This window comes from Aeromicrobium sp. P5_D10, from assembly GCF_054049535.1.
In genome coordinates, this window is sequence record NZ_JBFUME010000004.1 from 395,514 (window position 1) to 418,046 (window position 22,533).

Annotated in this window: 18 protein-coding genes; 13 read left to right on the forward strand and 5 right to left on the reverse strand. The window is 65.9% G+C overall.

Going from position 1 to position 22,533, the window contains the following annotated elements; all coding sequences use genetic code 11:
- Positions 1-18: 18 nt before the first annotated feature.
- Positions 19-2,313 (reverse strand): glycosyltransferase family 2 protein, encoded by a 2,295-nt coding sequence (locus tag ACXJKC_RS09695; RefSeq protein WP_456696490.1) that lies wholly within the window; start codon positions 2,311-2,313, stop codon positions 19-21.
- Positions 2,314-2,428: 115 nt separating this feature from the next.
- Between ACXJKC_RS09695 and ACXJKC_RS09700 the strand changes: the two genes are divergently transcribed.
- The 5 genes from ACXJKC_RS09700 (at position 2,429) to ACXJKC_RS09720 (ending at position 10,142) form a co-directional block, all read left to right on the forward strand.
- Positions 2,429-4,006 (forward strand): chitinase, encoded by a 1,578-nt coding sequence (locus ACXJKC_RS09700; protein WP_456696491.1) that lies wholly within the window; start codon positions 2,429-2,431, stop codon positions 4,004-4,006.
- A gap of 11 nt (positions 4,007-4,017) precedes the next feature.
- Positions 4,018-5,061 (forward strand): winged helix DNA-binding domain-containing protein, encoded by a 1,044-nt coding sequence (locus ACXJKC_RS09705; protein WP_456696492.1) that lies wholly within the window; start codon positions 4,018-4,020, stop codon positions 5,059-5,061.
- 170 nt (positions 5,062-5,231) lie between these two features.
- Positions 5,232-8,963, forward strand: coding sequence for a multifunctional oxoglutarate decarboxylase/oxoglutarate dehydrogenase thiamine pyrophosphate-binding subunit/dihydrolipoyllysine-residue succinyltransferase subunit (locus tag ACXJKC_RS09710; RefSeq protein WP_456696493.1), 3,732 nt, complete (start codon positions 5,232-5,234; stop codon positions 8,961-8,963).
- 6 nt (positions 8,964-8,969) lie between these two features.
- A complete protein-coding gene (locus ACXJKC_RS09715; protein WP_194839850.1) occupies positions 8,970-9,146 on the forward strand; it encodes a DUF6104 family protein in 177 nt (58 codons plus the stop codon).
- Positions 9,147-9,419: 273 nt separating this feature from the next.
- Positions 9,420-10,142: an AAA family ATPase gene (locus ACXJKC_RS09720; protein ID WP_456696494.1), complete on the forward strand. Its 723-nt coding sequence runs from the start codon at positions 9,420-9,422 to the stop codon at positions 10,140-10,142.
- Between the two features lie 158 nt (positions 10,143-10,300).
- Here the strand turns inward: ACXJKC_RS09720 and ACXJKC_RS09725 are convergent, their stop codons facing one another.
- The 3 genes from ACXJKC_RS09725 to ACXJKC_RS09735 form a co-directional block, all read right to left on the reverse strand.
- Positions 10,301-11,269: a zinc-binding dehydrogenase gene (locus ACXJKC_RS09725; RefSeq protein WP_456696495.1), complete on the reverse strand. Its 969-nt coding sequence runs from the start codon at positions 11,267-11,269 to the stop codon at positions 10,301-10,303.
- A gap of 33 nt (positions 11,270-11,302) precedes the next feature.
- On the reverse strand, positions 11,303-12,502 hold the full coding sequence (locus ACXJKC_RS09730; protein WP_456696496.1) for an NAD(P)-dependent malic enzyme: 1,200 nt from the start codon (positions 12,500-12,502) through the stop codon (positions 11,303-11,305).
- A 130-nt stretch (positions 12,503-12,632) separates the two neighbouring features.
- On the reverse strand, positions 12,633-13,028 hold the full coding sequence (locus ACXJKC_RS09735) for a hypothetical protein (protein ID WP_456696497.1): 396 nt from the start codon (positions 13,026-13,028) through the stop codon (positions 12,633-12,635).
- A gap of 159 nt (positions 13,029-13,187) precedes the next feature.
- Here ACXJKC_RS09735 and ACXJKC_RS09740 point away from each other — a divergent pair, with 159 nt between their 5' ends.
- Positions 13,188-13,439, forward strand: a complete 252-nt coding sequence (locus ACXJKC_RS09740) for a WhiB family transcriptional regulator (protein WP_082530375.1) — start codon at positions 13,188-13,190, stop codon at positions 13,437-13,439.
- An 83-nt stretch (positions 13,440-13,522) separates the two neighbouring features.
- On the opposite strand, the gene ACXJKC_RS09745 is transcribed toward ACXJKC_RS09740, so the two are convergent.
- Positions 13,523-14,977, reverse strand: a complete 1,455-nt coding sequence (locus ACXJKC_RS09745) for a sensor histidine kinase (RefSeq protein ID WP_456696498.1) — start codon at positions 14,975-14,977, stop codon at positions 13,523-13,525.
- A 71-nt stretch (positions 14,978-15,048) separates the two neighbouring features.
- On the opposite strand from ACXJKC_RS09745, the gene ACXJKC_RS09750 reads away from it, so the two are divergent.
- The 7 genes from ACXJKC_RS09750 (at position 15,049) to ACXJKC_RS09780 (ending at position 22,484) form a co-directional block, all read left to right on the forward strand.
- A complete protein-coding gene (locus ACXJKC_RS09750) occupies positions 15,049-15,966 on the forward strand; it encodes a DUF2785 domain-containing protein (RefSeq protein ID WP_456696499.1) in 918 nt (305 codons plus the stop codon).
- Positions 15,967-16,021: 55 nt separating this feature from the next.
- Entirely contained in the window at positions 16,022-17,713 is a 1,692-nt protein-coding gene (locus tag ACXJKC_RS09755) for an acetolactate synthase (protein WP_456696500.1), read from the forward strand.
- An 86-nt stretch (positions 17,714-17,799) separates the two neighbouring features.
- Positions 17,800-18,312, forward strand: a complete 513-nt coding sequence (locus ACXJKC_RS09760) for a GNAT family N-acetyltransferase (protein ID WP_456696501.1) — start codon at positions 17,800-17,802, stop codon at positions 18,310-18,312.
- A gap of 108 nt (positions 18,313-18,420) precedes the next feature.
- Positions 18,421-20,112 carry an ABC transporter ATP-binding protein gene (locus tag ACXJKC_RS09765; protein ID WP_456696502.1) on the forward strand — a complete coding sequence of 564 codons (1,692 nt, stop codon included), beginning with the start codon at positions 18,421-18,423 and terminating at the stop codon, positions 20,110-20,112.
- Positions 20,109-21,869 carry an ABC transporter ATP-binding protein gene (locus ACXJKC_RS09770; protein WP_456696503.1) on the forward strand — a complete coding sequence of 587 codons (1,761 nt, stop codon included), beginning with the start codon at positions 20,109-20,111 and terminating at the stop codon, positions 21,867-21,869. Before ACXJKC_RS09765 ends, ACXJKC_RS09770 begins: the two co-directional genes overlap by 4 nt.
- Before the next feature lie 147 nt (positions 21,870-22,016).
- The gene (locus ACXJKC_RS09775; RefSeq protein WP_456696504.1) at positions 22,017-22,382 is read left to right on the forward strand and encodes a thioesterase family protein; all 366 of its coding nucleotides are present in this window, start codon (positions 22,017-22,019) and stop codon (positions 22,380-22,382) included.
- A 27-nt stretch (positions 22,383-22,409) separates the two neighbouring features.
- The gene (locus ACXJKC_RS09780; RefSeq protein WP_456696654.1) at positions 22,410-22,484 is read left to right on the forward strand and encodes a 50S ribosomal protein bL37; all 75 of its coding nucleotides are present in this window, start codon (positions 22,410-22,412) and stop codon (positions 22,482-22,484) included.
- Positions 22,485-22,533: the final 49 nt, after the last annotated feature.

Here is a 22,533-nt window from a genome sequence, read left to right on the forward strand (position 1 = left end):
GCAATCGCCTGACCGGCGTCAGGCGCTGGTCTTGCGAATCCGTCGACGGCGATCACCGCGACGGCGAAGATCGCGAGCCAACCGACGGTCACCGTAGTAGAGAATCGACTCCCAGTCGATCGTGTCGTCGACCGATCGCTCGACCTTGGCCTTCTGTGGTTTCGGCTCGACGTACAGCCAGTTGACGAGCCCCAGACCCATGTCGACGAATGATGCCCGGACGCCGATGTAGGCTCGGATCGCGCCGGCGGCGAGCACGGCGTTGAACACCGCGAAGCTGAAATTGCCCCAGTTCTCCTGGTTGAAATCACGCCACGCCGTGATGATCGAAAAGATCACGATCAGGTACGGCACCAGCACGTGGAGCGCCGGAGCAGCCGTACGGTCGCGGACCTTCGGCGTGCGGGCGAACGGGATCTTCTCGCCCGTGAAGGCCTGCTGGATCGACTTGAGCACGCCCGCGAGATTGACCGGCAGCAACACCAGGTTGAAGCCGTAGATCCTGAAGATGTCGCCGAACCGGTGCCCGCAGTCGCGCAGATCGCTGCCCATCGCCAGGAAGTACGGCACGGCCGCACCGAGCACGAGCGGGCTCAGCAAGCGACTGTCATAGGGATAGAACAGCAAGAACAGCAGACCGAAGCTGGCCCACGCGATCGAGGCCATGTAGTTGACCCGCAGCGCAAGCTCGGTCAGGTGGACGCGCTCACGGCTGAACCGGCGATGACGCACCTGCTCCCAGAGCTTCGGCAGGATCAACAGACCGCCATTGGCCCAGCGACGGCGCTGCACGACCAGGGAGCCGAAGTCCGGGGGCGTCGCGCTGTAACTCAGGCGCTCGGGATAGTTGACCAAGGTCCAGCCCGCGGTGCCGACGTCGATGCTCGACTCGGTGTCCTCGATGACGGTTCGGTCCTGGATATACGTCTTGATGTCGTAGCCGCCGACGTTCTCGACCTCGACAATGTCTTCCAACGCATGTTTACGGATGACCGCATTGGCGCCGACCCAGAACGTCGCATTGTGGTGGGTCTTGCCCTGGTGCAAGATGTGCTGCAAATCCGTCGTGGCACCCGCGATCCGTTCGATCCGTGTGGGCGCACCGCGAAACGACGAATAGGGTGTCTGCACGATCGCAACCCGTTCGTTCTCGCTCTGCTCCAGCAGGAACACCAGCCGGATGCAGTAGTCGCGCAACAGCTGGGAGTCCGCGTCGAGGGTCAGCACGTAGTACGAATCCGGGACGACCAGATCGCCCGGCTCGGCAGTCTCGACCTCGTCGAGCATGATGCCGGCCGCCGTGCGGTTGGGACGCCAGACATGGCCCATCAACCCCAGGTAGGCATTGACGTTCATGGCCTTATTGGCCTCGTGGGACAGCGAGCCGTAGCCCTTGCGCTCGAAACTCTCCAGGTCTGCCCGGAAGATCCACGCGAGCCGGCGGTGCAGCTCGACCAGACGGTCGGCCGCCGGGACGTCGCCCTGTTTCAGCGCCGCCTCGAGCGCGATCGCGGTCAACATCAGTTCATTCGACAGGCCGATCAACACCTGGTCGACGAAGAACTCGCTGACGTGGTCGATGATCTCCTCGGCCTCGGCCATCGCGTCGAGCCAGGCCGCGGCATCGCGGTAGTCCGCCAGCAGGATCTCGACATCCTCCCGAGTGGCCTCGCCGCCGAGCAGGCGCAGCTCCGCATCGACCAGGGAGGCCTCGAACTGGCCGCTCGGCTCCCGCAACGCTTCGACGATGTCGGGTGCGAGCTGTCTGGTGGCGTCGAGCTTGGCGAGCACATCAGGATCGGTCGGCGACGGCGGATCGTCGATCAGGAGCACGACGTGCAGATCGGGATACTCCTGCAGCGCCGCACTCCACATCGTCAGCCGGACGACATCGGGTTCCTCGGCGTACGAGGGGATCAGCACCGTCAGGCGTTCGCTGCGCGCGTCGGCGAAATGGCGGTCGATCATGCCGCGCGGGGCGCGTTCGTGATCGCGGAATCTGAGCATCGCGCCTTGTCTGGCCACGAGGTACATCAACGCCGAGAACGTCAGGAAGCTCACGACGACGAGATAGGAGATGGCCTCCATCGTGAAGCGGAAACCGCCGCCGTAGTCGAGGAACTGCCGCAGAATCGTCGACACGACGTAGCCGAACCACGACACGATCGTCACGACGATCGCGATCCGTCCCCAGGTGATCTTGGCAGCGCTCGGCCTGGGGTGCACGATCGACAGTGGTTCCGAGCGCCGTTCGGCTCCCCACTGGCGTCGGGTCTTGGATTCGGTCAACCCGCTTTTCAACTTCAATGCCATCGGCCTCCCTCAGCCTCAGGCGACACAGTAGCGGTCGGTAGCGGCCAGAAAAACCATTTGACCCGATTGGTGGCACGATAGGCACCTCGACCGGTAACTAACAAGGGACATATCAGTGACGCGAAGCAACGGGCGCCGACTGTCGATCGTCCGGCTGGCGGTCCTGCTCATCGCCTTGGCGAGCGTCGCCTTCGTCGGCACGTCGAGCTGGCGCCAACACCAGGACGCCAAGGCCGCATCCGACAGCACGGCCTGGTTCGCGGGCTACGTGGATGCCACCGTCACGCCGCTGTACGCATTCGAGCAGCCGGTATCGGCCTCGACCCGCGATGTCGTGCTGTCATTCGTCGTGGCCGATCCTGCACGCGCCTGCAAGCCGACCTGGGGCGGAGCCTACTCGCTCGAATCGGCCGCCGAGGACCTCGATCTCGACCGCCGTATCGCCCGCCTGAGCCAGCGCGGCGGCAGCGTCGCGGTCTCATTCGGCGGGGCCATCAACTCCGAACTGTCCACAGCGTGCACCGACCCGGACGATCTCCTGAAGGCCTACCGCACAGTCGTCGACCGCTACGACCTGCGGACGATCGACCTCGACATCGAAGGCGCCGCGCTGGGTGACACCGCTGCGTCGGCTCGTCGGGCGACTGCGATGAAGGCGCTGCAGGACGAGCGCGAAGCCGCAGGCAAGGACCTGCGCATCTGGCTGACGCTGCCCGTCTCCCCCGCCGGGCTGTCCGCCGAGGGCAAACAGGCCGTCGCTGCGATGTTGACCGCTGACGTCGATCTGTCCGGCGTCAATGTCATGACGATGGACTACGGCAACAGCCGCGAGAAGGGGCAGTCGATGCTGGATGCCTCGACCAGTGCGCTCGACGCGACACACGACCAGCTGGACCAGATCTACAAGCAGGCCGGGGTCGAGATCGGTTCGTCGACATTGTGGCGCCGCATGGGTGCGACGCCGATGATCGGACAGAACGACATCGCCGGCGAGGTCTTCACGATGAGCGCCGCCCGAGAGTTCAGCGCGTTCGCCAACTCCAAGGGCCTGGGCCGAATGTCGATGTGGTCGGTCAACCGCGACCGCACGTGCGGCGAGAACTACCCGGACGTGACGATCGTGTCGAACTCGTGCAGCGGCGTGGAACAGGGCGCCGAGTCATTCGCCGCGGTGCTGCGCGGAACCATGACGGGCAGCCCCGACAAGACCGAGGTCACCCCCGTCGAGCCCGAATCGACCGGCGGACGGCAGAACCCCGAAAGCGCCGTGACCGACGATCCGGCCAAGAGCCCGTACCCGATCTGGGACGAGAACGTCACCTACGTCGAAGGCACCCGCATCGTCTGGCACCACAATGCGTACGTCGCCAAATGGTGGACTCTCGGCGATGTGCCGGACGATCCGGTCGTCGACGAATCATCGTCACCATGGCGTCTCATCGGTCCGGTCCTGCCGGGCGAGAAGCCAGTGGTCGTCAAGAGCCTGCCGAAGGACACCTATCCGACCTGGAAGCAGGGCACGGCCTACCGCAAGGGCGAACGCGTCATGTTGAACGGGACACCGTTCACCGCGAAGTGGTACTCGGTCGACGTCAGCCCGGACGCGCGGGCCACCCAGGAAGAGCCCTCCCCTTGGCGAAAGCTGACCGATTCTGAGATCCGTAAGGTCGAGGAGTCCCTCAAGAAGAAGTAGTAGGTGGGCCCATGAAGCCGACGATTCCCGGACGCCTGCACGCGCAGGGCCTCGCAGCGGCAAGATTCGACACCGCCGCGGATGTCGTGCGGCATCTGGGCGGGGTCCAGTCACAACTCCACGACATGGCTCTGTGGGCCGTCGCGCGCCGGACACCGACGCTGACGCTCGCCGACGTCCAATCGGCCTTCGACCGGGGCGACTTCGTCCGCACCCACATACTGCGGCCCACGTGGCACTTCGTGAGCCCAGAGGACATCCACTGGATGCTGACCCTCACGGCACCACGCATCCGACGACTCATCGAGGCCAGCAGCCGAGGCCACGGCGAATCGGGCGTGCTCGAGCGGTCTGCCAAAATCATCGCCGCAGCGCTGGCAGATGGTGAACCCCGAACCCGGGCGGAGCTCGGCGCCTTTCTGACCGAGGCCGGGATGCCCGGTGCGGGTCAGCCACTGGGCGACCTGGTCATCAACGCCGAAATCAGCGCGCTGATCGTCAACGGCCCCATGCGGGGCAAGCAGCACACGTACCGGGCACTACCGCCGCACAGTGTCGGGGAGGGCCGCGACGAGCTGCTGTCCCGAGTGGCCCGGCGCTACGGCATCGGGCACGGCCCGTTCCGCGACAAGGACTTGGCGTGGTGGGCCGGTCTGACGTTGGGCGATGCGCGTCGCGCGATAACACTGGGCGAACTGCGTCCACTCGATGTCGACGGCGTGGCCTACTGGACAGTCGACGAGCCGGTCGAGGTCGAGATCCCCGCAGCAGTCCTGCTGTCGAACTTCGACGAGTACATCTCGTACGCGCGCGACCCCGACGACTATGCATGCTTCGAGGGCGGGAGCGAGCAGATCATGCGTCGCAGCGGCCTGCTGTTGATCGATGGTCGACTCGCCGGTGCCTGGGGTCGCAACATCACCTCGTCCCGTGTCGAGATCACGGTCGAGACCAATGCGAGCTTGACGCCACGCATCCAGCGGGCACTCACGAACGAGGCCGCCGCCTTCGGGACGTTCCTTGACCGTGATCCTGTGTTGAACATCACTGCCTGAACGCACTCCCGCACCGATCCGGCATCCCGCCCGCGTACCGGACGTGCCACTGTGAGTACCAGGCGATTGTCCGTCGAGCCTGCCTGCAGCCGCCTGGACCGTCGCGTTACCCTGTTAAGCGACGTTTTAACCTGCGCGCCAGCACACAATTGGAAGAGGCGATCGAGGCTGTGGCCGAGTCCTCACAAGACCATTCAACCCCTGATTTCGGCACGAACCAGTGGCTCGTCGAAGAGATGTACGACCGCTACAAGGAAGACCCTGCGTCTGTTGATGCGACGTGGGTCACATTCTTCACCACCGGTGACGGAGCTTCTCTGAACGGCAACGTCGTGCCGGCCGAAGCTGCCGCCAAGACGCCTGCGCCGGCAGCTGAACCTGCGCCGCAGAAGACCAAGTCCGCCGAGCCGCCTGCCCCGGCCGCGAAGCCGGCAGCCAAGCCCGCCGATCCGGTCGCCGCGAAGCCGGCCGTCACCCCGGCCGCCAAGCCCGCCGCTGCCAAGGCGGTGGCGACCCGCCCGGCCGCCGCACCCACGCCTGCCGCAGGTCCCGGCGAGGTCGAGAAGGTCATCCTGCGCGGTGCGGCCTCTCGCACCGTGGCCAATATGGACGCGAGCCTCGCTGTTCCCACCGCGACCAGCGTGCGTTCGGTCCCGGTCAAGCTGCTGTTCGACCAGCGAGTCGTGATCAACAACCATCTCGCCCGCGCTCGTGGCGGCAAGGTCTCGTTCACGCACCTCATCGGCTGGGCGATCGTCAAGGCGCTCAAGGCGATGCCCGAGATGAACACGGGCTTCGAAGTCGTCGACGGCAAGCCCAACCAGCTCAAGCCCGAGCACGTCAACTTCGGCCTCGCGATCGACCTGAAGAAGCCCGACGGTTCGCGCACCCTGCTCGTCCCCTCGATCAAGGCCGCCGAGACCATGACGTTCGCCGAGTTCTGGGCGGCGTACGAGACGATGGTCGGCAAGGCCCGCGACAACAAGCTGACGGTCGCCGACTTCCAGGGCACCACGGTCAGCCTGACCAACCCCGGCGGCATCGGCACCAACCACTCGATCCCGCGTCTGATGCAGGGCCAGGGCGTCATCATCGGCGTCGGCTCGATGGAGTACCCGCCAGAGTTCCAGGGCGCGTCGGAGCACACCCTCGCCCAGATGGCGATCTCCAAGATGATGACCCTGACGTCGACCTATGACCACCGGGTCATCCAGGGCGCGCAGTCGGGTGAGTTCCTCAAGCGTGTCCATGCCCTGCTGCTGGGCGAGGACGAGTTCTACGACGAGATCTTCCGCGCGCTGAAGATTCCGTACGAGCCGATCCGCTGGGCACGCGACATCCCGGTCAGCCACGACGACGAGGTCCACAAGCAGGCTCGCGTCCTCGAACTGATCCACGCCTTCCGGGTCCGCGGCCACCTGATGGCCGACACCAACCCGCTCGACGCCTCACCGCGCATGCATCCCGATCTCGACACCGCATCGCACGGTCTGACTCTGTGGGATCTCGACCGCGAGTTCGCGACCGGCTCGTTCAAGAGCGAGAAGCGGTTCATGAAGCTGCGCGAGATCCTCGGGATCCTGCGCGATTCGTACGCCCGCACGATCGGCCTGGAGTACATGCACATCCAGTCGCCGACCGAGCGCGAATGGTTCCAAGAACGCATCGAGCGTCCGCACACCAAGCCGCCGCGCGAAGAGCAGCTGCGCATCCTGCAGAAGCTCAACCAGGCCGAAGCCTTCGAGACATTCCTGCAGACCAAGTTCGTCGGGCAGAAGCGGTTCAGCCTCGAAGGCGGCGAGACCACGATCCCGTTCCTCGACGAGATCTGCGAGGCAGCTGCTGCCGACAAGCTCGAAGAGGTCTGCATCGGCATGGCCCACCGCGGCCGTCTCAATGCCCTGGTCAACATCGCCGGCAAGCGCCCGAGCCAGGTCTTCCGCGAGTTCGAAGGCAATATCGATCCCCGCACGGTCCAGGGCTCCGGCGACGTCAAGTACCACCTCGGCGTCGAAGGCGAATTCACGTCGGGCAACGGCGACAAGATCAACGTCTCGATCGCGGCCAACCCGTCACACCTCGAAGTCGTCGATCCGGTCCTCGAAGGCATCACCCGCGCCAAGCAGGACCGGCTCAACCGGGGCGAGGAATTCCCGGTCCTTCCGGTCCTCGTGCACGGTGACGCAGCGTTCGCAGGTCAGGGAGTCGTCGCCGAGACGCTCAACCTCTCGCAGCTGCGCGGCTACCGCACCGGCGGCACGATCCACTTGATCGTCAACAACCAGGTGGGCTTCACGACGTCGCCGTCGTCATCGCGCTCCTCGATGTACTGCACCGACGTCGCCCGGATGATCCAGGCACCGGTCTTCCACGTCAACGGCGACGACCCCGAAGCATGTATCCGGGTTGCACAGCTGGCGTACGAATACCGCCGCACGTTCCACAAGGACGTCGTGATCGACCTGGTCTGCTACCGCCGTCGCGGACACAATGAGGGCGACGACCCGAGCTTCACCCAGCCGCTGATGTACGACACGATCAACGCCAAGAAGTCGGTGCGCAAGCTCTACACCGAGGCCCTGGTCGGACGTGGCGACATCACCCTGGAAGAGGCCGAAGCAGCGCTCAGCGACTACCAGGCACAACTCGAGCGCAACTTCGCCGAGGTCAAGCAGGCCTCGACCGATCTCGACTACAGCCGGACGCCGGACTATCCGGACAAGCCGTTGGCCGCCGACACGCTCGTCACCGCGATCACGCCAGAAGCCATGAAGGCCGTCGCCGACGCGTACACCAATGTGCCCGAAGGTTTCACGGTCCACCCGAAGGTGCTCCCCCAGCTCCAACGGCGTGCGCAGTCGATCTCTGCCGGGCCGATCGACTGGGGCACCGGCGAGATCCTGGCTCTGGGCTCGCTGCTGCTCGACGGACGTCCTGTGCGCATGGCTGGCCAGGACACCCGACGTGGCACGTTCTCATCGCGTTTCGCGACGATCATCGACCGCAACGATGCGAGCGAGTGGACCCCGCTGTCCCATGTGGGCGACGAGCAAGCCACGTTCTACATCTACGACTCGCTGCTCAGCGAGTACGCCGCGCTCGGCTTCGAATACGGCTACTCGGTGGCCCGCCCCGAAGCGCTGACCCTCTGGGAAGCCCAGTTCGGTGACTTCGTCAACGGCGCGCAGTCGGTCATCGACGAGTACATATCGGCGGGTGAGACCAAGTGGGGACAGAAGTCGGGCGTCGTCCTGCTGCTGCCGCACGGTTACGAGGGTCAAGGCCCCGATCACTCGTCGGCCCGCATGGAGCGGTTCCTGGAATTGTGCGCCGACGATGCCATGACGGTCGCTCAGCCCTCGACGCCGGCATCGTACTTCCACCTGCTGCGTCGTCAGGCACTCGAGAGCGAGCACCGCCCGCTCATCGTCATGACACCCAAGTCGATGCTCCGCAGCAAGGCCGCCGCGTCCCAGCCGGACGATTTCACGAGCGGTACGTTCCGCCCCGTGATCGGCGATGACGTCGTCGATCCTGCATCGGTCGAGCGGGTGCTCGTCTGCTCGGGCAAGATCACCTGGGACCTGATGGCCGAGCGGGAGAAGCGCGAGTCGGGACTGTCCCGCACCGCGATCGTCCGCCTCGAGCAGATCTACCCGCGACCCGTTGCCGAGCTCAATGCCGAGATCGCCCGCTTCCCCAATGCCCGCGAGGTGCGTTGGGTGCAGGACGAGCCCGCCAACCAGGGTCCGTGGCCGCATGTCGCGCTGCACTTCAGCGGCGAGTTCGACGGCCTTCCGCTGCTGCGGGTCTCGCGCCCCGAATCGTCGGCGCCTTCGGTCGGTTCGCACAGCCGCCACGTCGAGGAGCAGGCCACGCTCATGCAGCAGGCCTTCAGCTGAGTACGCATGTACTTCACGGATCGCGGTATCGAGGAGCTCCAGAGCCGGCGAGGTGACGAAGAAGTCACCTTCGCCTGGCTCGCGGAGCAACTCAGTACGTTCGTCGACCTGAATCCCGACTTCGAGATTCCGGTCGAACGGCTGGCGACTTGGCTGGCCCGACTAGACGACGATGATGAGTGAGACCGAGGGCGCTTAGCGCCCGAGCGTCGAGCCAGGTTGAGCCGTAGCGCGGCGAAGCCGCCAGCTTGTCGATGCGCTCAACCGAGGGCGCCTAGCGCCCGAGCGTCGAGCCAGGTTGAGCCGTAGCGCGGCGAAGCCGCCAGCTTGTCGAAACCCGGTGAGGTCACCATGCAAGGTGACCCATCGGGTTTCGAGACGTGGTTTCGAGACGCGCTCGTTCCTCGCGCTCCTCAACCACCGGGTTTTGTCACTCGCAGATGTCACAGTTACAGCGTGAACTTCGATCAGCCACCTGTCGTCCGCGTCTCCCGTGATCCCACCTCCGAGTGGGACCGGGAGACGTGGCCGTTCACGGTCCCGGCGGTCGACCAGGTCCTCAACGACGGACTCGACCTTCCTCCGGGCGTGACCTTCCTGGTGGGTGAGAACGGCTCGGGCAAGTCGACGCTGGTCGAGGCGATCGCGATCGCCTATGGCCTCTCCCCCGAGGGCGGCAGCGCCCACGGGCGGCACACGACCCGCACGACCGAGTCGCCCCTGCACGAGAGCCTGCGCCTGCAGCGCGGTATCGGCACGGGGCGCTGGGGCTTCTTCCTACGCGCCGAGACGATGCACGGCTGGTACTCCTACATGGACGAGTACGGGAAAGGCGAGCCCGACTACCACGCCATGAGCCACGGTGAGTCATTCCTCGAGGTGCTGACCCGCAAGTTCGATTCACCCAGCTTCTACTGCCTCGACGAGCCCGAGGCCGCGCTGTCGTTCCGGTCGACGCTCACGCTGATCCGGGTGCTTCACGACATAGCGGCAGCGGGCGGTCAAGTACTGTGCGCGACCCACTCCCCGGTCTTGGCCTCGATGCCGGGTGCCCGCATCCTCGAGGTGGGCGACTGGGGAATCCGCGATGCCGCCTGGGAGGATCTGGAACTGGTCAAGCACTGGAAGGCCTACCTCGACGCCCCCATGCGCTATCTGCGCCACACATTGGCCGACTAGCGCGAGGCCCGAGCGCGCTCGGCGCGCGACCGGTCGAGCGGGTTGAGGAGCGAGGAGCTCTGCGACGAAGCCTCGAAACCAGGTGAGCTGGGAAGCTCGGCCAACCCTTGGTTTCGAGGCTCGGCCGCAGGCCGCCTCACACCTCAACCAGCGGGCCCCTACAGCGTCAGGACGATCTTGCCGAAGACATTACCCTCGGCGACGGCCTGGATGCCCGTTGCCGCCTCGGCCATGGGGATCTCGCGGTCGATCAGAGGACGGACGCCGGTGACGTCCATGAACTGCGCGAGTGCGTGCAACTCGTCACGGGTGCCCATCGTCGAACCGTGGACCTTCATCTGCTGGAAGAAGATCCGGGTCAGTTCCGCATGGCTCGGGGCATCGCCCGAGGTCGCGCCCGAGATGACAAGTGTCCCGCCGGGACGCATCGACTTGATCGAGTGCGACCAGGTCGCCGCTCCTACCGTCTCCATGACCGCGTCGACCTTGACCGGGAGCCGGGCACCTGACTCGAAGACCTCGTGCGCCCCGATCGTCAGAGCCTTGGCCCGCTTGTCCTCGTCGCGGCTGGTCGCATAGACCCTGAACCCGGCAGCACGCGCCAAGGTGATGAGTGCCGTCGCGACGCCACCGCCGGCGCCCTGCACCAGCACACTGTCGCCGGGCCGGAGGCCTGACTGGGTGAACAGCATCCGATACGCCGTCAGCCACGCGGTCGGCAGGCAGGCGGCTTCGGCGAACGAGAGTCCGGCGGGCTTCGCGATGACATTGCGAGTCGGCACCGTGACCTTCTCGGCGAACGTCCCCTGGTGCCGTTCCGACAGCAGCGACCGCTTCGGGTCGAGCGTCTCGTCACCGCGCCACGACGGATCGCTGATGACGGCGTGCACCAGCACCTCGTTGCCGTCCTCGTCGTATCCGGCGGCATCGCAGCCGAGGATCATCGGCAGAGACTCCTCGCGCAGTCCGACACCGCGCAGGCTCCACACATCGTGGTGGTTGATCGAGGCGGCTTTGACCGTGACAGTCGTCCAGCCCTCGGTCACCTGCGGCTCAGGTCGTTCACCGACGACCAATCCGGCAAGTGGGTCGGCTGGATCGATCGATCCGGCGTATACGGCGAACATACGACTCCTCGGGGCTGGTCGGATCAGAACAGGTCAGTACGGACGACGCGCAAGACCTTCACGGCGGGCGGTGTCGGTGACGGCGCGGGACACTGCTGTGGCCACGCGCGGATCGAATGGCGACGGGATGACATAGGTCTCGCTGATGTCGTCACCAACCAGATCGGCGATGGCATTGGCCGCGGCGAGTTTCATGCCTTCGGAGATGCGGGTCGCACGGACGTCGAGCGCACCCCGGAAGATTCCGGGGAAGACCAGCACATTGTTGATCTGGTTCGGGAAGTCCGAACGACCTGTCGCAACCACGCGGGCATACTTGTGCGCGATATCGGGGTGGACCTCGGGGTTGGGGTTGGCCATCGCGAAGACGATCGCGTCGGGTGCCATCTGCGCGACCGCTTCCTCAGGCACTGTGCCGCCGGAGACGCCGACGAACACGTCGGCACCGACCAGCGCGTCGGAGATCGATCCGGGCCGGGCCCAGTCGGAGGTCTGCTCGGCCAGCCAGCTCTTGAGTTCGTCGAGATTCTCCCGATCGGGGTGGATGACGCCCGTGCGGTCGACGATCGCGATCTTGCGGACGCCGGCTGTGCGCAGGATCTTCATGATGGCCACACCCGCAGCACCCGCGCCGGAGATGACGACCTTGAGGTCTTCCAGTTCGCGATCGGTCAACCGCGCCGCATTGATCAGCGCGGCGAGGGTCACGACTGCGGTGCCGTGCTGGTCGTCGTGGAACACCGGAATGTCGAGACGCTCGATCAGTCGGCGCTCGATCTCGAAGCAGCGCGGGCTCGAGATGTCTTCCAGATTGACGCCACCGAATGTCGGTGCCATGCGAACGATCGTCTCGACGATCTCGTCGACGTCGGTCGTGTCGAGAGCGACCGGGATCGCGTCGACGCCGCCGAACTGCTTGAACAAGATCGCCTTGCCCTCCATGACCGGCATGGAGGCGGCAGGGCCGATGTCACCAAGGCCAAGTACCGCGGTCCCGTCGGTGATCACCGCGACGGTGTTCGACACCCAGGTGTAGTCGTGGGCCATCTCGGGATCCGCGGCGATCGCCTCGCACACTTTGGCGACGCCCGGCGTGTACGACATCGACAGGTCCGCCGCATCGCGCAGCGGTACCGTCGCGGTGATTGCCATCTTGCCGCCGCGGTGCAGCGCGAAGACGGGATCCTCAGCGTCTGCTGGGTCGGTGTGCAGGTCGATGTCAGTGGCAACCATGAAGTAAAGAATCCTCGGGGACGTTTCCGTAGTGGTCATCGGCACCGATCAGGTTGCCGGCGCGGCTGCGTGCCGCATGATGATGTTCCGCGTCAGCGGAGTTGACGGGTTGTGCCCGGCTCCCAGTGTCTCACACGGGATCGTCTTGGCTGAGCGCCCGGGTCACCGGCGGAGCCAGCAGGCAGACCAGCGTCACCACCGCCGGAACCGCAACCGCCGCAGCCAGCGCGACCGAGTCGACCCTGAAATTCCACGCCAGTCCGAGCATGATCAGCTGCGTGAACACCAGCGGACTACGCGCTCGTGGGTCGCCGTGCGCGATGAGCCAGGCGGCCCAGAACAGGCCCGCGGCGAATGCCAGGAAGAACAAGGTGACGCCGATTCCGAAACCCACTCGACCCGATGTGACGTTGACCGCTTCCAGCACGGCCAGCACGACGAACGTCAACGCTTCCAAAGACACGATAGTTGCGGCCAGGAGTAGCAGGTTCTTAGCCGTTCCAGACGGCCGTCCAAGAGACGTCACCGCGCCAGCGTAGGTGTCATGTGACCGATACGACAATTCGCGGTGGGTCGTTGCCCTTGTAAACGTACTGAAATGTTGAAAACATGGATACCAATGCCCCGTGGACAGGACAAACAGTGCTGTCTGAGGGCGCAACACCGAACGGGAAGGAGTGTCCCTATGGACTGGCGCCACAAATCGGCTTGTCTGGATGAGGACCCTGAGCTCTTCTTCCCCATCGGCAACACGGGTCCCGCCATCTTGCAGATCGAAGAGGCCAAGGTCGTATGCCGCCGCTGTGACGTCCGTGAGCAGTGCCTCCAGTGGGCATTGGAATCTGGACAAGATCATGGTGTGTGGGGAGGCTTGAGCGAAGACGAACGTCGTACGCTGAAGCGCCGCAATGCTCGGGCACGTATTCGTACTGCCTGAACGTACGCACGTATCGGTGAACCCCGTGGCCTCTGGCCGCGGGGTTCTTTGTTTCTCCATGCGTGGACCCGTCGCCGAAGGGCTCAGACTGACAAGGAGATCGCCACCGTGGTGCCCCCACCGGCCCGCGGTTCGAAGTCCAAAGTTCCGTCCAATTCACCCGTGACGAGGGTCGTCACGATCGACAGCCCCAGACTCCTGGCGGGGTCGAAGTCGGCGGGCAGGCCCACCCCCTCATCGCTGACTCGCATGCGGATCCGGCTGCGGATCCGATTGACCGCAATCGTCAACGGCCCGCCCTCTTCACCGTAGGCATGTTCGGCCGCGTTTTGAATCAGTTCGGTCAGCACCATCGCCAATGGCGTCGCCACTTCTCCCGGCAACTGACCGAAGCTGCCGAAGCGATCGGGCTTGATCCGATTGGCAGCCGCCGGACCGTCCGAGACGTCCAGCACTGTCCGCAGCAACCGATCCGCAATCTCGTCGAAGTCGACGAAATCGGTGAATGACTGGCTCAGCGTCTCGTGGACCAGCGCGATGGAACCCACCCGTCGCACCGCTTCGTCCAGCGCGGCGCGCGCCTCCGGATTCTCCATCCGACGTCCCTGCAGACGCAGCAGCGCGGCGACGGTCTGCAGGTTGTTCTTGACCCGGTGGTGGATCTCGCGGATCGTCGCCTCCTTCGAGACGAGCTCACGTTCGCGAAGACGCAGTTCGGTGACGTCTCGCAACAGGATCAATGCACCGCTACGCCGTCCTGCCGACCGTAAGGGGATGACCCGCAGCAGCAGGGACGCCTTGGCGTTCTCGATCTCGGTCTCACTGTCACCGTCGCCGCGCAGTACGCCGCGAACCCCTCGATCGGTCGGTCGGCGGTCGACCAGCCCGGTCGTCACGTCGTCGAGCGGGGTGCCGATCAGATCGCCGGCAAGCCCCAACCGGCGATAGGCCGACATCGCATTGGGGCTGGCATATCGCACGAGTCCCAGACGGTCGGTACGCACGAAGCCGTCGCCGACCCGCAACGAATCGGCCAGATCGGATCGGTCTCCGGCCAGCGGGAACTCCCCGCGCCGGATCATTTCGGACAGCTCACCGGCAGCCTCGAAGTAGGCGTTCTCCAAAGCGCTGGCAGTACGCACCCCGGTCTCCGCGCTGCGACGGGACACCACCGCGATCGTGCGGTTCTCGCGTCGCACCGGAACGACCGTGAAGCGGGTGCGAATGCCGTCTATCTGCTCACCCAAATGCTCGGGGCCGGACTCGCCGGTAGCGAAGGCGCGCTCGAGCTGCTTGGCGCGACCCACCGGCAAGAACGTCCCGACAACATCCTCCAGCAGCGTCGTCGGGCCGGTCGTCGGCCGGATCTGGGCTGCTGCCCACAAGCCTTTGGACTCCGAGTCGGGCACCCACAGGACCAGATCGGAGAACGACAGGTCGGCGATGATCTGCCAGTCGGCCACGAGCGCATGGAGCCAGACAACGTCGTCGCCGCTCAGCGATGTCTGCGATCGTGCGATGTCATCCAAGGAGGGCACACCCTCAGAGTAGTGGCCCGTACGTGGCACCACGGCGGACTCTCCGTCCGCGATCGGATTATGGTGAAGGAATGTCCGAGGCGTATTGGCAGTCCGTCATGCAGGGCGCGATGGCCGTGCCGGCCGATCGCGGCCTCGACGAATGCACCGTCGAACTGGTCGACATGCTGGGCGCCGCGAATCCGCGAGTCCGCGAAGATCTGGCCTATCCGATCCTGACGACCTGGATCACCCGGGGCGTGTACGACGAACTGCTCTCCGGGCTCGGCGACGGCATCGCGCCCGGCCTGCGACACGGACTGGGCCATGACGGCGACGTCTCGGTCATGCGACGTTCCTACAGTGCCCTGATGCTGGCCGAGATCATCGGTCGCGACAACAACGAGCAACTCATGCCGGCAGCGTCTGTCCTCGACTGGGGCGACCGTGCGACGGCTTGGTACGTCCGCGAACAGGACCATCGCGGCTGGATTCCCGAGCAGGGCTGGGCCAATGCGATAGCCCACGGCGCCGACCTGCTGGCCGCACTCGCCAGATCACGGCATTTCGGCCGCCTCGAGCTGACGGTGCTGCTCGATGTCATCGCCGATCGGGTACTTGCACCCACGGCGTATATCTGGCGACACGGCGAGGACGATCGTCTGGCCTATGCCGTCATGACGCTGCTGCACCGCAATGAGCTCGATCCCGGGATCGTGGAGCCCTGGCTCGTCAGGCTCGGCGCCGGGATCAAACCGCCGCGCACCCGCGGTCACCTCGAAGCCGAATGGCCCTCACCCAACGTCCGGAACACATCGTCCTTCCTGCGCGCCCTGCACCTTCAACTCGCGTTGGGGGTCCAGGGACGAGACGATCTGCGCTCCGACGCGGAGCTGTTCGCCGAGCAGCCGGCCCACCGCGCGGACCTGTTGCTGGCGGTGCTCGATCAGATCCGCGCGGAACAGCCGTGGCTGTATCGTCCGACGACCCGGGCACGTCCACTGCCCTGACTCAGCTGCGCCGGGTCACGTGCGCGGTGACCTACCGGCGGGTAACCTGCGTCACATGACGCAGACCGAGCCGACCACTCCCGATCCGACTTCGCCTGAACCCGCCCACGGCGGTATCCACGCCTTCGACGTGGCCCGCGCCCACGGCGTCGAGTCGATGTTCACCCTGTCAGGTGCGCATGTCTTCCCGATGTACGACGCCGCGGTCAAGGCCGAGCCCCCCATGCCGATCATCGACGTGCGACACGAGCCCACCGCGGTGTTCGCCGCCGAAGCCATCGGCAAGCTGACCCGAAAGCCGGGCCTCGCGGTGCTCACGGCAGGCCCAGGTGTGACCAATGGCGTCAGCCCGGTCGCGCAGGCCAGCTTCTCCGGTTCGCCGCTCGTCGTGATCGGCGGGCGTGCGCCCAATAACCGTTGGGGCACCGGAAGTCTGCAGGAGTTCGACCACCCGCCGGTGTTCGAGTCGATCACGAAGTCTTCGACCACCGCGACACACCTGGCCGACATCGCGCCGACCGTCGATGCGGCATTCACCCTGGCGGGTTCATCTCACCGCGGCCCGACGTTCGTCGACGTCCCGATGGATGAGTTCTTCAACAGCGGAGCAGCGACGTACGCCTCCACGGGACGTCCGGCCGATCCGATCGCGCCCGACGCCGAAGCGATCGGTCAGATCGCCGCATTGCTGGCCGCGTCCGAGCGACCGGTCCTCGTCCTCGGAACCGACGTGTGGGCCGACCATGCCGAGGTCGCGGCGCTGCAGTTCGTCGTCGAGACCGGTATTCCGGTGATCTCCAACGGCATGGGACGCGGCATCGTCCCCGGCGGCCATCCGCAGCTCGTGACCAAGGCTCGGTCGACATCGTTCAACCGCGCCGATCTCGTGATCGTTGTCGGCACACCTTTGGACTTCCGGCTCGGCTACGGCGTCTTCGGCGGCAAGGACGGCGCCACCCCCGCGCGGACGGTTCACATCGCCGATTCCCCCGGCCAGGTCTCAGGTCATGCCCCACTGGCCGGATCAGTCAGCGGCGACCTGACCCGGGTCTTCGACGGACTGCTGTCCGCTGTGCAGTCCACTGCCGGCAGCAAGCCCGACTGGTCGCCGTGGCTGGCGGTGCTGCAGGACGAAGTCGCCGCGGCGACCGCTCGCGACAGTGAGCTGCTGACCGCGCAGGCAGATCCGATCCATCCCGCCCGCATCTACGGCGAACTGCTGCCGCGCCTCGCGTCCGACGCCGTCGTGATCGGTGACGGTGGCGACTTCGTATCGTTCGCCGGCAAGTTCGTCGAGCCCCAGCGACCCGGCGGATGGCTCGATCCGGGCCCGTACGGCTGTCTCGGCGCCGGCCTCGGTGCCGCGATCGCCGCGCGGATCGCCCGGCCGTCGAGCCAGGTCGTGCTGCTGTACGGCGACGGGGCAGCGGGCATGTCGCTGATGGACGTCGACACGCTGGTCCGGCACAATCTGCCGGTCGTGATGATCGTGGGCAACAACTCGGCCTGGGGACTCGAAAAAGGCCCCATGCAGTGGCTCTACGGCTATGACGTCGCGGCCGACCTCGCCCCGCAGACGCGTTACGACCAGGTCGTGACCGCACTCGGAGGCGGCGGCGAGCTGGTCACCGATCCGGCGGACATCGGTCCGGCGATCGATCGCGCCTTCGACTCCGGCGTGCCCTACCTCGTCAACGTCATGACCGACGTCAACGCGGCATATCCCCGAGCGACAACCGGCATCTGAACGCTGACGAGGTCCTTATCGCCCCTTGAAGAGGTACTTGTCGCCTCCTCAAGGGGCGGTTGTCGCCCCGCAGATACGTTGGTGACATGAGTTCCGGAATTCAGATCCGATCCGCACAGGACGCCGAATTCCTGGCCGTCGGCGAACTCACCGTCGCCGGGTACGACGCCAACGGATATCTCGTGAGGCCTGACGGCGCATATGACGAGGAGTACGCCACCTGGCTCGCGGATGTCCGAGGACGTGCCGCTGGCAGCACCGTGCTCGTGGCCGCCGAACACGGTGCGCTGCTGGGCACTGTGACGTGGTGCCCGCACGGCTCGCCGAGCGCGCAAATGGCGCATGCCCCTCATCAGGGAGAACTACGGACACTGTCGGTAGCCCCACTCGCCCGGCGCCGCGGTATCGCTCGTCTGCTCGTGTCGGCGTGCCTCGATCAGGCTCGGGATTCCGGGCTCAGCGAGGTCTTGTTGTGCTCCTTGCCGGAGATGACCGCTGCGCACGGTCTGTACGTCTCGGAGGGTTTCGCCCGGCGACCTGACCTCGACTGGTCCCCCGTACCGGGCGTCGCACTCTGGGGATTCTCGCGCGAGATCTGACTCGCCCGGAACCACAACCGGAGGGGGTCCTGACGACCCACTCACAAGTTGGTTAGCCTTACCTTGTGTCTATGGGCTGCTTCGGAACTCCGCGTCGGACTGCGGCCCATGCCTGAGACCCCCACCTCAGGACTACAACTGATCTGGCGCGCCCTGAAGCGTCACCGCCGGCGGTTGGCATGCGGATATCCGTTGATCATGTCGTGGCAGTTGTGCGAGACCCTCGTCCCGGTCGCGATCGGCGTGATCATCGACCAGGGTGTGACAACCGGTGACGCCAGTGACTTCGCACTGTCGATCCTGATGCTCGTGGTCCTGTTCGCGGTGCTGAGCAACTCATACCGTTTCGGCTCCCGTTTCGTCGTCAGAAGCGTCGTCGAAGAGGCCCATCTCCTGCGCAGTGAGATCRCCGAACACGTCCTGGATCCCCGCGGCGCGAAAACCACCGCCTTGCCCGGCGAGACGCTGTCGCTCGCCACGTCGGACGCCGATCTTGTGGCCGTCGTGCTGCGGCAACTGGCGTTCGCCGTCGCATCGTTGCTCAGCATGCTCGTCGTCGCCGCATATGTCCTGCAAGTCGACATCGTGCTCGGTCTGCTGATCCTGATCGGCGTTCCCACAGTCGTTCTGGTCATCCAGGCCGTCACGCCGCTGGTAGCGCGCCGGACCGGACGCCAGCAAGAGAGCACTGCTGCCGCGAGCGGGCTCGCCGGCGACCTGGTTCAGGGGCTGCGCCCGCTCAAAGGCATCGGCGGCGAGGACGTCGCCCTGCGCAGCTACCGGCGGGCGAGCCTGCGGGCGCGGGACGACACGATCGCCGTCGCCCGTTCGTGGGGCTACCTCGCCGGACTCACCACGGGTCTCAGCGGCCTGCTTCTGGCAATCGTGACGGTCGTCGCCGGCACCCGCGCCCTCGACGGCGACATCACGGTCGGCCAGCTCATCGCCCTGGTGGGGCTGACCCAGTTCCTGGCCGAGCCGATCGCCGGCCTTGGTGAGATCAGTGCCCAGTTCGCGGCGTCACGGGCTTCGGCGGGACGGATCAAGAAGTTCCTCGACACTCCACGTCTTCTGACGGACGGTGATCAGTCGCCGACTGGACCCCGTCCGCAGATCGTCTTCGACCAGGTGTCGGCCGGGCCGATCGGCCCGATCTCCTTCGAGACGGTCGACGGCGAGCTCCTCGCCCTCGTCATCGACGATCCGTCGGCGTCGGATGCCGTCGTCGACCTGCTTGCCGGCAGCCGGACGGCCGACAGCGGCCAAGTGCGTCTCGGCGGGGTGCACCTGGTCGACGTGTCGATCTCGTCGCGTCGACAGGCTCTGCTCGTCAACGCCCATCACACCGAGATCTTCGCAGGCACCTTGCGCAGCGTCGTCGATCCCGGCAACACGCTCGGCCCGGATGACCTCGCAGTTGTCCTGACCGCGTCGGCAACAGACGATGTCGTCGCCCTGCACCCCGATGGACTCGATCGAGCCGTCCGTCCCGGCGGCCTGAGCCTGTCGGGCGGACAACGTCAGCGGCTCGCACTCGCACGGGCCCTCGCGGTCAAAGCGCCGCTCCTGGTGTTGCAGGATCCGACCAGTGCGGTCGATTCAGTGACCGAGCAGGCGATCGCCGACGGACTGCACGCCGTGAGGGCCCCGGTCGGAGCGACGATCCTGATCACGTCCAGTCCGGCGCTGCTACAACGCGCCGACCGCGTGCTGCTCATCCAGGACGGACGTATCGTGACCAGCGGGACACACGTCGAACTCATGAACGACACCGCATACCGGGCGGCAGTGCTGCGATGACGACACCCTCGACCAGCAGCTCGAACAAGCTGCTTCCCGTCGCATCTGCGCGTGACACGACCCGCTTGGCCTGGCGCCTCGTCGCGGCACGGCGCGCAAGCCTGACGCTGACGATCGTGTCGTTCCTGGCCGTCGGACTGGCCGGAGTCGTACCCGTCTGGATGATCGGACGGGTCGTCGATGCCGTCCGCGATGGTGCCAGCAGCGGCGAGATCCAACGCTCGGTCGCGATCATGGTCATCGCGGCGGTACTAGGGGGCCTGTTCGCCGTCCTCTCCACGACTGCACTCGCACATGCCGCCGCTCCTGCCTTGGCCAGCCTGCGTGAGGACGTCCTCGATCGCGCCCTGCATCTGGAGACCGAGCGCATCGAGGCAGCCGGGATCGGCGATGTCATCTCACGCGTCGGCGACGACGTGCGGCATCTGACCGAGTCCCTCGACGAAGCCGTGCCGCTGCTGATCAACTCGCTCGCCGCGATCATCTTCACAGCCGGTGGGCTGTTCGCGCTCGACTGGCGTCTCGGGGTGGCCGGACTCGCTGCGGCACCCTGCTACGTCCTCGCATTGCGCTGGTACCTGCCGCGCTCCGCGCCGTTCTACCGCAAAGAACGCACCGCCGAAGGTGAGCGGGCCGGCGCCCTGGTGACAGGCGTCCACGGCGCTCCGACCCTGCGTGCCTTCGGCCGGGAACATGATGCTCTCGACCAGATCCACAGCACATCCCGCAACGCCCTCGAGATCACGATGTCGGTGTTCAAGCTCTACACCCGGTTCGGGTTCCGCACGAACGGCTCGGAGCTGGTCGGCCTGGTGCTCGTGCTGTCAGCCGGTTTCCTGCTCGTCCGGTCCGACATCGTCTCGGTCGGCGAGGCGACCACTGCGGCGCTGTTCTTCCACAGACTCTTCAATCCCATCGGCGCCCTGCTGCTCGTGTTCGACGCTGTCCAATCGAGTGGCGCGGCGCTGGCCCGGCTTGCGGGAGTCGCGCTGATCCCCGCGCCGGTCAGAACCGACCAGCATCCCGGTGAAGGAGCACAACTGCGAGTCGGCGGCGTCCGACATGCCTACGAGAGCGGCCGTGAGGTGCTCACGGACGTCCAGTTGGAGATCAAGCCCGGTGAACGCATCGCGGTTGTCGGCGCGACGGGCGCCGGTAAGACAACGCTCGGCAGTATTGTCGCGGGCGCGATCTCGCCCACTGCCGGAACCGTCCAGCTCGGGCAGCTCGATCTGGGGAGCGCACGCGAGGCCGATATCCGTCGGCACATCGCCCTTGTCTCGCAAGAAGTGCATGTCTTCGCCGGAACCCTGCGCGAAAACCTTCTTCTGGCGGCCGGAGACGCCGATGACGATGCCTTGTGGTCAGCACTCGAGGTCACCGGCTCACAACGCTGGGCCCGAGCGCTGCCTGCCGGACTCGACACCCGAGTCGGCGACCTGGGAACGCCACTGACTCCCTCGCAGGCCCAGCAGTTGGCCCTCGCTCGCGTTGTCCTGCTCGACCCCATGCTGGTCGTGCTCGACGAGGCCACCGCCGAAGCGGGTTCGTCCGGCGCCCGTGATCTGGAGCAGGCCGCGCTCGCGGTGACCGCCAACCGGATGTCATTGGTCGTCGCGCACCGCCTGACCCAGGCGCAGACTGCCGATCGGATCATCGTGATGCACCAGGGTCGCATCGTCGAACACGGCACCCATGATGCGCTCGTGGCTGCCGACGGTCGCTACGCGAAGCTCTGGCAGGCCTGGTCCTCCTGACGCTCCCGAGTCACTCAGTTACCACTCCCGAGTCACTCAGTTACCACTCCCGAGTCACCGTCGTAAGTAAGCGACTCGTCGGGAGTAACTCAGTGACTCATCGTTTGTAAGTTGGTGACTCGCGAGCGTTAGGTTGGGGGGATGCAGATGGCGAGCATCACTCACACAGTCACTCCCGCAGACACCGCCCGCGCCGTGGGGTCGGGCGATCTGGAAGTCCTCGCGACGCCCCGGCTGCTGGCCTGGTGCGAGGAGGCCACCTGCGCGGCTCTCGACCTCTCCCCCGAGCAGACCAGCGTCGGCACGCGAATCGAGCTCGAACATCTCGCTGCGACGGCCGTCGGCTCAGAAGTGACCGCCACCGCGACCGTGATCTACGAGGACGGACGTCTACTCCGCTTCCAGGTCGTCGCGCAAGACGCTGCGGGAACGCTCCTGGCGACCGGCGAAGTGCGCCGGGTCATCGTCGACAGGGAGCGATTCTTGTCGCGCATCGCGCCTGTGGGAGACTGAACCGACGATTTTCTTGAGGAGGACACCATGAGCAAAAGAGGACGGAAGCGTCGTGCGCGCGCCAAGAAGGGCGCAAACCACGGCAAGCGCCCCAACTGCTGAACTGCCGTAATAAGAGTTGCCCCTGTCCTCCTGGGACAGGGGCTTCGTC